The 12929-nt window shown below is 67.0% G+C and carries 12 protein-coding genes; 4 read left to right on the forward strand and 8 right to left on the reverse strand.

From position 1 onward, the window contains the following. Window positions 1-30: 30 nt before the first annotated feature. The 6 genes from HPA01S_RS04565 to HPA01S_RS04590 all read right to left on the reverse strand — a co-directional run bounded on the left by HPA01S_RS04565 (window position 31) and on the right by HPA01S_RS04590 (window position 7248). Window positions 31-468: a DUF2147 domain-containing protein gene (locus tag HPA01S_RS04565; RefSeq protein WP_066267224.1), complete on the reverse strand. Its 438-nt coding sequence runs from the start codon at window positions 466-468 to the stop codon at window positions 31-33. A 118-nt stretch (window positions 469-586) separates the two neighbouring features. Further along, window positions 587-2383 (reverse strand): acyl-CoA dehydrogenase C-terminal domain-containing protein, encoded by a 1797-nt coding sequence (locus HPA01S_RS04570; RefSeq protein ID WP_066267227.1) that lies wholly within the window; start codon window positions 2381-2383, stop codon window positions 587-589. A gap of 40 nt (window positions 2384-2423) precedes the next feature. After that, window positions 2424-3131, reverse strand: coding sequence for a TetR/AcrR family transcriptional regulator (locus tag HPA01S_RS04575; protein WP_066267230.1), 708 nt, complete (start codon window positions 3129-3131; stop codon window positions 2424-2426). Between the two features lie 228 nt (window positions 3132-3359). Then, a complete protein-coding gene (gene slmA / locus HPA01S_RS04580; protein ID WP_084360461.1) occupies window positions 3360-4067 on the reverse strand; it encodes a nucleoid occlusion factor SlmA in 708 nt (235 codons plus the stop codon). A 138-nt stretch (window positions 4068-4205) separates the two neighbouring features. Continuing rightward, window positions 4206-5105 carry an acetylglutamate kinase gene (gene argB / locus HPA01S_RS04585; protein WP_066267234.1) on the reverse strand — a complete coding sequence of 300 codons (900 nt, stop codon included), beginning with the start codon at window positions 5103-5105 and terminating at the stop codon, window positions 4206-4208. A gap of 157 nt (window positions 5106-5262) precedes the next feature. Then, on the reverse strand, window positions 5263-7248 hold the full coding sequence (locus HPA01S_RS04590; RefSeq protein WP_066267237.1) for an SDR family oxidoreductase: 1986 nt from the start codon (window positions 7246-7248) through the stop codon (window positions 5263-5265). A 247-nt stretch (window positions 7249-7495) separates the two neighbouring features. On the opposite strand from HPA01S_RS04590, the gene HPA01S_RS04595 reads away from it, so the two are divergent. The 4 genes from HPA01S_RS04595 (at window position 7496) to HPA01S_RS04610 (ending at window position 10892) form a co-directional block, all read left to right on the forward strand. Continuing rightward, on the forward strand, window positions 7496-8062 hold the full coding sequence (locus tag HPA01S_RS04595; protein WP_066267240.1) for a phasin family protein: 567 nt from the start codon (window positions 7496-7498) through the stop codon (window positions 8060-8062). 119 nt (window positions 8063-8181) lie between these two features. Beyond that, entirely contained in the window at window positions 8182-9426 is a 1245-nt protein-coding gene (locus HPA01S_RS04600) for a patatin-like phospholipase family protein (protein WP_066267242.1), read from the forward strand. A 9-nt stretch (window positions 9427-9435) separates the two neighbouring features. Further along, complete coding sequence (locus tag HPA01S_RS04605) at window positions 9436-10095, forward strand: TetR/AcrR family transcriptional regulator (RefSeq protein ID WP_066267244.1); 660 nt, start codon at window positions 9436-9438, stop codon at window positions 10093-10095. A 23-nt stretch (window positions 10096-10118) separates the two neighbouring features. Beyond that, window positions 10119-10892: a hypothetical protein gene (locus HPA01S_RS04610; RefSeq protein ID WP_066267247.1), complete on the forward strand. Its 774-nt coding sequence runs from the start codon at window positions 10119-10121 to the stop codon at window positions 10890-10892. Between the two features lie 31 nt (window positions 10893-10923). Here HPA01S_RS04610 and HPA01S_RS04615 read toward each other — a convergent pair whose 3' ends face one another. Together HPA01S_RS04615 and HPA01S_RS04620 are read right to left on the reverse strand one after the other, a co-directional pair. Next, window positions 10924-12027: a M14 family metallopeptidase gene (locus HPA01S_RS04615; protein WP_066267250.1), complete on the reverse strand. Its 1104-nt coding sequence runs from the start codon at window positions 12025-12027 to the stop codon at window positions 10924-10926. Beyond that, the coding region (locus HPA01S_RS04620) for an amidohydrolase (protein WP_066267315.1) at window positions 12024-12929 on the reverse strand (906 nt) is incomplete at its 5' end. The genes HPA01S_RS04615 and HPA01S_RS04620, both read right to left, overlap by 4 nt.

Here is a 12929-nt window from a genome sequence, read left to right on the forward strand (position 1 = left end):
GGTTTTCCATGGTTGCTTTGCCGGGCGTGTTCATTCCACACGCAGCCACACTTGGGTTCGATAGAACGGGCCGATGTAGCCGCGCATCTCCAGCTTCTTGCCGCCGTCCACCGGCTTGAGGCGCGAGCGGTAGACCTTGCCGTTGTTCGGGTCAACGATGTCGCCGCCGTCGTACACGGTCTTGTCGTCCGTGCTCTGCTTGAGGTTGCGCAGGATGGTCATGCCCAGAATGGGCTTGTCCTTGCGTTCGTCGGTGCACTTGTCGCACACCGCATCGGCCTTGGTCGCGGGATCCAGAAACTTCTCGATGGTGCCGCTGTAGACACCGTTGGTTTCCTGGATGCGCACCAGGGACTTCTCTTTTTTCGTGTCGTCGTCGATCGTCTTCCACAGGCCCACGGGCGACATCTGAGCGAACGCGTGGCCAGTGAGCGCAAGAAGCGAAACAGCAAACGTTGTCTTGATCATCGAAGTCTCCTTGGTGTGAAAAGTTTTCTACCAGAGACACCGCGGAACCGGCTTTGCCAGCCCGCTGGTGTCGTCCCCCCTGAGGGAAGCCGCGAAGCGGCGCAGGGGGGAGCTCATTTCACGCGAGAGCCGCGTCGGTGTCCATGAGGACTTTCGAACCCGCGCGCGCGGTCCGCATCAGCGACGCCGTCTCGGGGAACAGCTTGGCGAAGTAGAAACGCGCGGTCTGCAGCTTGGCGGTGTAGAACGGGTCGGTGTTGCCAGCGGCGATCTCGCGCAGGGCCACCTGCGCCATGCGGGCCCAGAAGTAACCGAACACCAGGTGGCCGGCGACGCGCAGGTAGTCCACCGCGGCGGCACCCACTTCGTCGGCGTTCTGCAGGCCCTTGAAGCCGATCTCGGTGGTGAATTTGGTGATCTGCTCACCCAGCACCGCCAGCGGGTTGATGAACTCGGCCATCTTCTCGTTCACGCCCTCTTCCATCACCAGCGCGCCGACCAGCTTGCCAAACTTCTTCAGCGTGGCGCCGTTGTTGCCCAGCACCTTGCGGCCCAGCAGGTCCAGGCTCTGGATGGTGTTGGTGCCTTCGTAGATCATGTTGATGCGGGCATCACGCACGAACTGCTCCATGCCCCATTCCTTGATGTAGCCATGGCCGCCGAACACCTGCTGGCACTGCGTCGCCGCGTTGTAGCCGTTGTCGGTGAGGAAGGCCTTGGTGATGGGCGTGAGCAGCGAGAGCATCTCGTCGCTGTCCTTGCGCACCTTCTCGTCGGGGTGGTTGTGCGCCTTCTCGAGCAGCACGGAACAGAAAATCGCCAGTGCGCGGCCACCTTCGGCGTAGGCCTTGGCGGTGAGCAGCATCTTGCGCACGTCGGGGTGCACGATGATCGGGTCGGCCGGCTTGTCCTTGGCCTTGGGGCCGGTCAGCGAGCGCATCTGGATACGGTCTTTCGCGTAAGCCAGGGCATTCTGGTAGGCCACTTCGGTCAGGCCGAGCGACTGGTTGCCCACGCCCAGGCGGGCCGCGTTCATCATCACGAACATGGCCTGCATGCCCTTGTTGGGCTGGCCGACGATGGTGCCGATGGCGCCGTCGATCACGATCTGCGCGGTGGCGTTGCCGTGGATGCCCATCTTGTGCTCCAGGCCGCCGCAGTAGATGCCGTTGCGCTCGCCCAGCGAGCCGTCGGCCTTCACGTTGAACTTGGGCACGATGAACAGGCTCACGCCCTTGATGCCGGGCGGCGCGTCGGGCAGGCGGGCCAGCACCAGGTGGATGATGTTCTCGGCCATGTCGTGTTCACCGGCGCTGATGAAGATCTTGTTGCCGGTGAGCTTGTAGGTGCCGTCGGCCTGCGGTTCGGCCTTGGTGCGCATCAGGCCCAGGTCGGTGCCGCAGTGCGGTTCGGTCAGGCACATGGTGCCGGTCCATTCGCCGCTGGTCATCTTCGGCAGGTAGGTCTTCTTCTGCTCGTCGGTGCCGTAGGTGTGCAGCGCGGCGTAGGCGCCGTGCGTGAGGCCGGGGTACATGGTCCAGGCCTGGTTGGCCGAATTCATCATTTCGTAGAAGCACTGGTTCACCACCAGCGGCAGGCCCTGGCCGCCAAAGGCCGGGTCGCACGACAGCGCGGCCCAGCCGCCTTCCACGTAGGTCTTGTAGGCGTCCTTGAAGCCGGTGGGCGTCTTGACCTCGTGCGTCTTCTGGTCGAGCGTGCAGCCTTCGGTGTCGCCGCTGATGTTGAGCGGGAAGATCACCTGCGAGGCGAACTTGCCGGCCTCTTCCAGCACCGCGTTGATGGTGTCGACATCGACCTCGGCATGCTGCGGCATGCCCTTGAAATCGTCGGTGACCTTGAGCACTTCGTGCATCACAAACTGCATGTCTCTCAGGGGCGGGTTGTAAACGGGCATGGGGAACTCCTGTGCTGGGTTTGTGAAAAGGCGAAAGGGATCAGCCCTGCGCTTTGCGCGCAGCGGCTGAGGTGTGGCGGGCGGGCGTGGCGGCGGCCGGAGTGCGGCTGTAGCGTTCGACGATGCCCTCGAACGCGCGCAGGGCGCGTTGCACCGAATCGGGACTGCGCAGGAAACGCGCTTCGTAGTGCAGCGCGAGAATCTGCGCGTGGATTTCAAAGGCCATCTGGGAGGCGTCGGTGTCGGCCGCCAGGTGGCCCTCTTCGATGGCGATCTCGACCGCGCGGCGCATGGCGGTGAGCCAGGTGTTGACCGAGCTGGCCAGCGCATCGCGCACCGGGCCGGGCCGGTCGTCGAACTCGACCGCGCCGCTGATGTAGATGCAGCCCGAGTCGATTTCGACCGAGGTGCGTTTCATCCAGTTGTCGAACAGCTTGCGCAGCCGCGGCAGGCCACGCGCGGCCCCCATGGCCGGGTAGAACACCTCTTCCTCGAAGCGCGTGTGGTACTCGCGGATGACGGAAATCTGCAGCTCTTCGCGCGAGCCGAAGTGGGCGAACACGCCCGACTTGCTCATCTGCATGACCTCGGCCAAGGCGCCGATGGACAGGCCCTCGAGCCCGATCTGGGTGGCCAGGCCGAGCGCGGCATCGACGATGGCGGCCTTGGTCTGCTGGCCCTTCTGCAGCGGCTTGTGTGCCGTGCTGTCGGCGCGCGCGCGCCGCGATGGCGTCGGCATCGAGCTCATGCCGGCACGTCCATGCGGCGCACGGCGGTGGCGGAAGGCTGGAGGCGGGTCTGCGCAACGCTCATGCGATCGGTCCTGGTTGAAGGGCTGAAAAAAGCGACCGCTCGAATAATCGAACGGTCGTACTATTTTTACCGCAAAACCGGGCTGGTGCGCAAACGCGCTGCGATTTGTGTGCGTTTTGTCTAGGGGCCGCGACCTAAAACGGCGCGGCGGCGTCCGCAACCGTCAGTGGCGGACGATGGGCAGCAGCAGCGCCAGGCTGTGTTCCAGGCTTTCGCTCGGCACGCGCTTGAAGCCGCTGCGCGCAAAACGCTGCAGGCGCCCGACGCAGAAAGCCGTGATGGCCGAGGCGTCGGCATGGGCGTCCACCGTGGGCGTGGCCGCGCCGGCCACCACCGAGGTTTCGCGCAGGTTCTGGCGCAAGGCGGCTTCGATCTTGTCGAAGAACAGGTTCATGCGTTGCTGCAGGCGCTCGTTCTCGAACACCAGGGCATCGCCCACCATCACGCGCGTCATGCCGGGGTTCTTTTCACCGAACTGCAGCAGCAGGGTGACGAGCTTGCGCGAGCGTGTGTTGGCATCGGGCTCACGTTCGCCGAGCTGGTTGATCAGGCCGAAGATGGACTGCTCGATGAATTCGATCAGGCCTTCGAACATCTGCGCCTTGCTGGCGAAATGGCGGTACAGCGCGGCTTCGCTCACGTCCAGCCGGGCAGCGAGCGCGGCAGTGGTGATGCGTTCGGCACCGGGTTGCTCCAGCATGGTGGCCAGGGCTTCGAGGATCTGCACCCGGCGTTCGCCCGGCTTGGGCCGTTTGCGGCCGCTGCTGCCGCCCGCCGCGTCGGTGTGCGCTGCCGCGGCCCCGATCGCCTCGGCGGCTTCGCGGGCGGCCTGGTCTTCCGGGGAAGGGGACTCGGGGGCGGTAGAGGTCATGGGCGAGCGATCCGGGTGGTGTGTGCAGACGGTACGGCCCTGGAGCCGTTACTGAATGTTGCCTCGCGGATTCTCGCACAGCAGGGGCCGTCCACTGTTGTGTGGCCACCAGCCCTTTTCAGGCAGTGAGTGACCGCCTCAGTGTGAGCGGATCATGGTGCCGAAGGGCTCGTTGCCGAGCACCTCGAGCAGCAGCGCGTGCGGCACGCGGCCGTCGATGATGTGCACCGCGTTCACGCCGCTCTTCGCCGCGTCCAGTGCGCCGGCGATCTTGGGGATCATGCCGCCCGAGATGGTGCCGTCTTCCACCAGCTCGTCGATGCGGCGGGGCGTGAGCTCGGTGAGCAGCTGCATGTCCTTGTCGAGCACGCCGCGGATGTTGGTCAGCATGAGCAGCTTCTCGGCCTGCAGCACCGTGGCCAGCTTGGCAGCCACCACATCGGCGTTGATGTTGTAGCTCTCGTTCTGCTCGCCAAAACCGATCGGGCTGACGACGGGGATGAACTGGTCGTCCTGCAGCGCCTTCACCACGGCGGGGTCGATACTGACGATGTCGCCCACCTGGCCGACGTCGTGCTGCAGGCTCGGGTCTTTCTGGTCGGCCATGCGCAGCTTCTGCGCGCGGATCATGGCGCCGTCGCGCCCGGTCAGGCCCACGGCCTTGCCGCCGGCCTGGTTGATCAGGCCCACGATGTCCTGCTGCACCTCGCCGGCCAGCACCCACTCCACCACTTCCATGGTCTCGGGGTCGGTCACGCGCATGCCCTGGATGAACTGGCCCTGTTTGCCCAGGCGCTTGAGCAGCGTCTCGATCTGCGGGCCGCCGCCGTGCACCACCACCGGGTTGATGCCAACCAGCTTGAGCAGCACCACGTCTTCGGCAAAGTCCTGCTGCAGCGCCGGGTCGGTCATGGCATTGCCGCCGTACTTGATGACCATGGTCTTGCCGTGGTACTTGCGGATGTACGGCAGTGCCTGCGCGAGGATTTCGGCCTTGTCGCGCGGGGCAATGGAGGTGATGTCGGTGGGCTCGGTCATGCGGGTTCCTGCTAAGCGGGGAAAAGGGAAATTCTAGGGCCGGCGCATGACGCGCCCCGCCAGCAAGCCCCGAGTCCAGAAACAGCGCGGAACCGGCTTTGCCGGGCCGCAGCTGTTGCCCCCTGCAAGGGGGTCGCGCGATGCGCGGCGGGGGTGGTTAAAAGTGGATGCCGCGCATCATCTGCTGCATCGCCACCGCTTCGGCCGAGAGCTGCGGCTTGGCGCCCTTCTCGCCCTTGGCCGCCGCCGAGTCCGGGAACATGCGGAAGCTGGTGTTCATCACGATCTGCGCCACGCGCGGCACCAGCGCGTGCATCACCTGGCCGGTGACGCCCAGGCGGGTGGCGATGCGCACCGGCTTGAAGATGCAGGCCTGCGCGATCATGTCCGCCGCCTCTTCGGGCGCCAGCGTGGGCACGTTCTTGTAGATCTGCGTTGGCGCGATCATCGGCGTGCGCACCAGCGGCATGTTGATGGTGGTGAAGGTGATGCCCTGGTCGGCGAACTCGCTGCTGGCGCAGCGGGTCCACGCATCCAGCGCGGACTTGCTGGCCACATAGGCGGAGAAGCGCGGTGCGTTGGTGAGCACGCCGATGGAGCTGATGTTCACCACATGGCCCTTGCGCTTGGCCACCATGCCGGGCAGGAAGCCCATGGTCACGCGCAGGCAGCCGAAGTAGTTGAGCTGCATGGTGCGTTCGAAATCGTGGAAGCGGTCGTAGCTGCCTTCGATGGCGCGGCGGATCGAACGGCCGGCGTTGTTGATGAGGAAATCCACACCGCCGTGGTTCTGGATGAGCAACTGCACGAAACGGTCGGCATCGGCCATGTCGGCGATGTCGGCCGGATAGGCGATGAACTGGTAACCCTTGTCCTGCGCTTCCTTGCAGGCCTCGTCGAGCTTGTCCTGGTCGCGCCCGCAGATGATGGTGACCGCGCCGGCCTCGGCGAACTTGTGCGCCGCCGCCAGGCCGATGCCCGAGCTGCCGCCAGTGACCAGCACCACTTTGCCGGCCACCGTGCCTTTGAGGCTGCGGTCGATGTGCAGGTCGGGGTCGAGGTGGCGCTCCCAGTAGTCCCACAGGCGCCAGGCGTAGTCCTTGAAGTTGGGGCAGGCGATGCCGCTGCCCTTGAGCGCAGCCAGGGTGTCGCGGCAGTCGAAGCGTGTCGGGTAGTTGACGAAGGTCATCATGTCCTCGGGCAAGCCGAGGTCCTGCATGATGGCCTTGTAGACCCGGCGCACCGGCGCCAGCGCCATCAGGCCCTTCTTCACGCTCTTCGGAATGAAGCCCATCAGCGCGGCGTTGACGAACAGGTTCATCTTCGGCGCGTGCGCGGCCTTGCTCAGGATGTCGAGCACGTCGCCGACGCGGTAGCCCATCGGGTCGACCAGGTGGAAGCAGGCGCCGCTGGCGCGCTTCTGGTGCGCGATGTGGTCGAGCGCATCGACCACGAAATCCACCGGCACGATGTTGATGCGGCCACCCTCCAGCCCGACGCTGGGCATCCACGGCGGCAGGATCTGGCGCAGGCGCTGGATCAGCTTGAAGAAGTAATACGGCCCGTCGATCTTGTCCATCTCGCCGGTCTGCGAATCGCCCACCACCGCGGCCGGGCGGTACACGCTCCACGGCAGCTTGCATTCGGTGCGCACGATTTTCTCGCTCTCGTGCTTGGTCATGAAGTAGGGGTGGTCGATGTTCTCGGCCTCCTCGAACATGTCCTCGCGGAACACGCCCTCGTACAGGCCCGCGGCGGCGATGGAGGACACATGGTGGAAGTGGCCGGCGCCGATGGCCTTGGCAAACTCCACCGTGTGGCGCGTGCCATCCACGTTCACCGCGATCTGGCTCTCGGCATCGGCCTCCAGGTCGTACACCGCCGCGAGGTGGAAGAAGTGGTCGATCTGGCCCTTGAGCGCCTTCACCTCATCGGCCGACACACCCAGCTTCTTCTCCGTCAGGTCACCGAACACCGGCAGCACACGCGAGGCGCTCACGCCCCAATGTTCGCGCAGGGCCGCCACCTTGCCCTCGCTCTCGCGCCGGATCAGGAAATGCACCACCGACCCTTTTCGCTCCAGCAGCTTGGCGACCAGACGTTTGCCGATGAAGCCGGTGGCTCCGGTGACGAAGTAATGCATGAGGGGCTCCTGTGGTGGTGGGTATGGAAACACGGCGGGGCGAGGCAGTGCGCCATTCTTCACCAGGACCACAGCGCCCGCCTTCCGCAAAAACCCGCGTCACCCGGGCCCCACGGTGCGGGCGGTTTAGTCTTGCGCCCCTACACAGCCCGGACGCGCGCGCCGTACAGTGCGCCAGTCGTGGCCGCCTGGCCGCCCCCTCTCTCCACATTCACCCGCTTCACCCACATCACTTCAGGAGTCTTCCATGGTCAAGAAAGTCCAGAAAGCCGGCAACACCGCCAAGTCCAGCGCAGCCGCCTTCAACTCTCCACTGTCGGGCGCCATCAAGGATTCGGCGCAGCAGATCTGGCTGGCCGGCCTGGGCGCGTTCGCCAAGGCACAGGAAGAAGGCAGCAAGGCCTTCGACTCGCTGGTGAAGGACGGCCTGTCCATCCAGCGCAAGACGCAGGCCGTGGCCGAAGAGCGCATCTCCGAAGCCACCAACCGCGTGAGCAGCATGGCCACCGACATCTCGTCCAAGGCCGCCGGCCAGTGGGACAAGCTGGAAAACATCTTTGAAGAGCGCGTGGCCAAGGCGCTGAACAAGCTGGGTGTGCCCTCGGCACGCGACGTGCAGGCGCTGATCGAACGCATCGACGCTCTGAACCGCCAGGTGCAGGGCCTGAGCGGCGGCAAGGCCGCCAAGGCTCCCGCCACCAAGACCGCCGCGCGCAAGACCGCAGCACGCAAGGCCGCCCCGGCGAAGAAGGCCGCGCCCGCCAAAAAGGCCGCCCCGGCCAAGAAGGCGGTGCGCCGCAGCAAGGCCGCCTGAGCCATGCGGGCCGGCAACGGCTTGGCAACGCAGGGGGCGCTTGACGCCCCCTTTTTGCGTGCGCGCCGGATGCTGCAACGCAGCACTCTCGAGCGGGCGCGCGGTCTACACTCGAACGCATGACGCCGTCGCGCACCGCCCCTACCCGCTCAGCCAAGCCGGCAGCGCGCCGCCCGCGCATCGCACTGGCGCTGGCCGGTGGCGGACCGCTCGGAGCCATCTACGAAATCGGCGCCCTGTGCGCGCTGGACGAAGCGCTGCACGGCCTGGACCTCAATGACTGCGAGCACTACGTCGGCGTCTCCGCCGGCGGCTTCATCGCAGCCGGCCTGGCCAACGGCATCCGCCCGCGCCAGCTCTGCGAAGCCTTCATCGAAGACCGCCCCGACGATGCCGACCACTTCGACCCGGCCTGGTTGCTCAAGCCGGCCTGGGGCGAGTTCGGTGACCGCCTGCAGCGCCTGCCCGGCCTGCTGGGCGGCGCGCTCTGGGCCTGGACCGCACAGGGCAAACCCCTCACCCAGGCCTTCGAGCGCGTGGGCGCGGCCCTGCCCACCGGCTTGCTCGACAACGAGAGCATCCACCGGCAGATCCAGCGGCTGTTCAGCCAGCCCGGGCGCAGCAACGACTTCCGCGAACTGCGCGCGCGCCTGACCCTGGTGGCCACGCAGCTCGACACCGGCGAGGCCGCGCCCTTCGGCCGCCCCGGCTGGGACCACGTGCCGATCTCGCGCGCCATTCAGGCCAGCGCCGCCCTGCCCGGCCTGTTCCCGCCGGTGGCCATCGGCGGCCGGCATTACGTGGACGGCGCGCTCAAGAAAACCCTGCACGCCACCGTGGCGCTGGACGAGGGCACCGACCTGCTGCTGTGCCTGAACCCGCTGGTGCCCTTCCACACCGACCCCAGCCTGCAGGACGGGCGCCGCATTCCCTCGCTGGTCGAGGGCGGCCTGCCCGCGGTGATGAGCCAGACCTTGCGCTCGATGATCCATTCGCGCCTGGCGCTGGGTCTCAAGCACTACGAGCGTGCCTACCCCAGCACCGACATCGTGCTGATCGAACCCGACCAGCGCGACGCCACGCTGTTCTTCGCCAACACCTTCAGCTACCGGCAACGCCGCGAGATCGCCGAACACGCCTACCAACTGACGCGCCAGATGCTGCTGGCCCGCCAGGACACGCTGGTGCCGCAACTGGCACGCCACGGCATCACGCTCGACCTGGCCATGCTGCGCGACCCGGACCGCCAGCTGCTCGGCCGGCGCGGCACACCGCTGCCGCACACGCGCGTGGCCTCCCGCCTGCACGCCACGCTGGACGAGCTGCAGCGGCGGCTCGGCCCCGCCGCCGCGCCCACCCGCTGAACAACACGCATGGCCAAGAAAGCCCCACGCCGCACCGCCGAACGCATCCTCGAGGCGACGCTGGAGCTGTTCAACCGCTTTGGTGAGCCCAACGTCTCCACCACCCTGATCTCGGCCGAGCTCGGCATCAGCCCCGGCAACCTGTACTACCACTACCCGGCCAAGGACGAGCTGATCAACTCGCTGTTCGAGCGCTACGAGCGCGCGCTCGGCGAGTTGCTGGGCGCGGGCGAAGGCGTGCGCAACGTGGAAGACGCCTGGTTCTTCCTGCACTCGCTGTTCGAGATCATCTGGGAGTACCGTTTTCTCTACCGCGACCTCAACGACCTGCTGTCCAAGAACCGCCTGCTGGAGACGCGTTTCCAGGCGGTGCTGAAGAACAAATCGCGCGCGATCCGCCAGTTGCTCGACGGCATGGGCCGGCACGGCGCGGTGCAGATCGATGCGCGCGAAATCGAACCCACCGCCACCAGCATGGTGGTGGTGCTGACCTACTGGCTGAGCTTCGAGTACGTGCGCGACCCGCGCCACGCGCTCGAGCCCGACAACGCACAGCAGGCCTTGCTGCGCGGCGCGCAGCATGTGCTCAACCTGCTCGCGCCCTACCTCGAACCTTCGCAACGGCAACACCTGTTGGCGCTCTCCGGCGCCTACGGGGCACCGGCCTGAGCATCCCGCGAGAACCCACCACCATGGCGGACTGGACCCCCACCCCCTTCGCCGGCCAGGACCACTGGAACGCCGAGCGCCTGCACCAGGCCTGGACACGGCTGCACCACGGCGATGCCGAACCCTGGCCAGAGCAAGACGCGCTGCTGCAGGCCTGGCTGCTGTTCCACAACGGCGAGTTCCAGCGCGCCTCCGAAGCCGGCCTGGCCCTCGGAGACGCGGGCGTGAACGTGGCCAACAAGGCCGGCTGCATCTACGCCACCTACATCGAGCCGCACGAACAGCCCCGGCAAGATCTGCTGCTGCAGATCGCGGCGCGCGCCGAAGACCTGCAGCAACGCCAACCCGAGAACCTGGGTGCCTGGTACTGGCAGGCCTATGCGCTGGGCCGCTACAGCCAGGGCATCAGCGTGGCCAAGGCGCTCACCCTGGGCCTGGGCGTGCGCATCCGCCATGCGCTGGAGGCCGTGCTCGCGCGCTCGCCGCAGCATGTGAACGCGTTGCTCACCATGGCCAGCTACCACGCCGAGGTGATCGACAAGGTGGGCAGCATGGTCGGCGGCATGACCTATGGCGCCGACAAGGCCCAGGGCCTGGCCCTGTACCAGCGCGCCATGGCCTTGCAGCCCGACTCCATCGTCACGCTGACCGAGTGCGCCTACGGCCTGGTGATGCTCGAAGGCCCGAACAGCCTGCCGCAGGCCAACCACCTGCTGGAGCGCGCCACCGCGCTGACGCCGCTGGACACGATGGAGCGCCTCTACCAGGCCGCGGCGCGCGTGTCGCTGGAGAGCTGAGGCCCGCCCGCCCGCGCGGGCGGGCGCCGGCTCAGTCCGGTGCCGACAAGCCGTCCACCGCCTGGAACATGGACTGGCGCGCCTGCACCACGATCTGCGCCTTCCACTCATCGGTGTCGACATAGAACGCGGCCAGCATGCGCGCCTTGATGGCCTCGCGCAGTTCCGCGGGCGCCTCGGGATGCAGGTGCAGCCAGTGTTCGCCGCGCAGCGCGTCGATGAGCTCGGTGATGGGCACGGTGCCGTACTCCATCGCAATGCCGGTGTACTCGGCCTGCGGGCATTCGGCGTAGGCCACGCTCCACATCAGGCCGGTGAGGCGGGCCGAGGTGGAGGAGCCGTCGTAGAACGAGGTCACGGGTGTCTTGCCACCGCCGTCCCACCAGCGGCGCGCGCGTTGCAGCGCGGCGGCGTCGTCGGCGCAGGCGAAGATGCGCTCACCCAGCCCGGGCGGTCCAAGCCCCGTGTGCAAATCGATCCAGGCCAGCCGCCGGGCCTTGCGGCCATGCCGGCGCAGCACCTCGCGCAGGGTCTGGTTGCTCCAGGTGGGAGCGGTGCCGCCGAAGAACATGCCGTCGGCAAAGGCGTGCTGGCCTTGCGTCACCGCGGCCTGATAACGCGCGATGCCGTGCGCTTGCACATAGGCCTGGATCGCCGCCACGTTGTCGGCTGTGGGCGGCCATTGCGCCGGCAGCAGCAGGTCGTGCAGCTCGGCGTAGGCGGGGTTCTGCGGCAGCGGCTGGCCAAAGTCCTGGAAGTTGCGGTTGAGGTCGACGTTTTCCTGCGTCACGCGGCGCACCCACGAGAAACCGTGCGGGTTGAGCGCGTGGATGTAGAGCACCGCCACGCCGGCATCACGCGCGTGTGCGCGCCATTCCTCATCGTGCGTGGCGAACACCTGCACGCCGGAGCCGCAATAGCCCTCGGCACCGTGGCAGGCGCTGCTGACGATCAGCAGGCGCTCGGCATCGGGTGATCCATCGAGCGCCACGTCCATCGCCAGCGTTTCACCATCGCGGCCGGCCAAGGGGTGGTTGTGGCTGCTGATGGCCATGCCGGCCGCGGCAGCGCCTTCGAGAAAACGCACGCGGGCCTGGGCGTACGACGAAGAGAAGCCGGCCTGGGGCGCGATCAAGCCGCGGCTCCGGTGCGGGCCTGGCCCAGCCACTTCTCGGCCAGCCGCACCCAGAAGGTGGCGCCCAGCGGAATCAGGTCGTCGTTGAAGTCGTAGCTCGGGTTGTGCAGCGTGCAGGGGCCGCCGCCGTGGCCCATCTCGCGGTGGTCGCCGTCGCCGTTGGCAATGAACACGTAGCAGCCGGGGCGCGCCTGCAGCATGTACGAGAAGTCTTCGGCGCCCATGGTGGGCTCCTGCTCCATCACGCGGTCGGCGCCCACGATCTCGGCCATCACCTCACGCGCGAAAGCGGTCTCGGCCGGGTGGTTCACCGTGGGTGGGTAGTTCCGGTGGAACTTGAACTCCACCGTGGCACCGAAGGCGGCGCAGGTGTGCTCTGCAATCTCGCGCATGCGGCGTTCGATCAGGTCCAGCACCTCGAAGGTGAAGGTGCGCACCGTGCCCTGGATCTCGCAGCTGTCGGGCACCACGTTGGTGGCTTCGCCGGTGTGGATCATGGTGACCGAGATCACACCCGCATCCACCGGCTTCTTGTTGCGCGTGATGATGGTCTGAAAGGCCTGCACCATCTGGCAGGCCACCGGCACCGGGTCGATGCCGTTGTGCGGCAGCGCGGCGTGTGAACCCTTGCCGCGGATGACGATGTGGAACTCGTTGCTCGACGCCATCACCGGCCCCGGGCTGGCGGCAAAGCTGCCCACCGCCATGCCGGGCCAGTTGTGCATGCCGAACACGGCTTCCACCGGGAACTGCTCGAACAGCCCGTCCTGGATCATCTCGCGCGCGCCACCACCGCCTTCTTCGGCCGGCTGGAAGATCAGGTAGACCGTGCCGTCGAAGTTGCGGTGTTTGGCAAAGTGCTGCGCCGCCGCCAGCAGCATGGCGACGTGGCCGTCGTGGCC

Source organism: Hydrogenophaga palleronii NBRC 102513 (assembly GCF_001571225.1).
Taxonomy (GTDB): Bacteria; Pseudomonadota; Gammaproteobacteria; order Burkholderiales; family Burkholderiaceae_C; genus Hydrogenophaga; species Hydrogenophaga palleronii.

What these genes read in the sequence shown, in the direction of transcription:
- HPA01S_RS04565 (WP_066267224.1), bottom strand. Translation starts at nt 468, where the DNA reads ATGATCAAGACAACGTTTGCTGTTTCGCTTCTTGCGCTCACTGGCCAC.
- HPA01S_RS04570 (WP_066267227.1), bottom strand. Translation starts at nt 2,383, where the DNA reads ATGCCCGTTTACAACCCGCCCCTGAGAGACATGCAGTTTGTGATGCAC.
- HPA01S_RS04575 (WP_066267230.1), bottom strand. Translation starts at nt 3,131, where the DNA reads ATGAGCTCGATGCCGACGCCATCGCGGCGCGCGCGCGCCGACAGCACG.
- slmA (WP_084360461.1), bottom strand. Translation starts at nt 4,067, where the DNA reads ATGACCTCTACCGCCCCCGAGTCCCCTTCCCCGGAAGACCAGGCCGCC.
- argB (WP_066267234.1), bottom strand. Translation starts at nt 5,105, where the DNA reads ATGACCGAGCCCACCGACATCACCTCCATTGCCCCGCGCGACAAGGCC.
- HPA01S_RS04590 (WP_066267237.1), bottom strand. Translation starts at nt 7,248, where the DNA reads ATGCATTACTTCGTCACCGGAGCCACCGGCTTCATCGGCAAACGTCTG.
- HPA01S_RS04595 (WP_066267240.1), top strand. Translation starts at nt 7,496, where the DNA reads ATGGTCAAGAAAGTCCAGAAAGCCGGCAACACCGCCAAGTCCAGCGCA.
- HPA01S_RS04600 (WP_066267242.1), top strand. Translation starts at nt 8,182, where the DNA reads ATGACGCCGTCGCGCACCGCCCCTACCCGCTCAGCCAAGCCGGCAGCG.
- HPA01S_RS04605 (WP_066267244.1), top strand. Translation starts at nt 9,436, where the DNA reads ATGGCCAAGAAAGCCCCACGCCGCACCGCCGAACGCATCCTCGAGGCG.
- HPA01S_RS04610 (WP_066267247.1), top strand. Translation starts at nt 10,119, where the DNA reads ATGGCGGACTGGACCCCCACCCCCTTCGCCGGCCAGGACCACTGGAAC.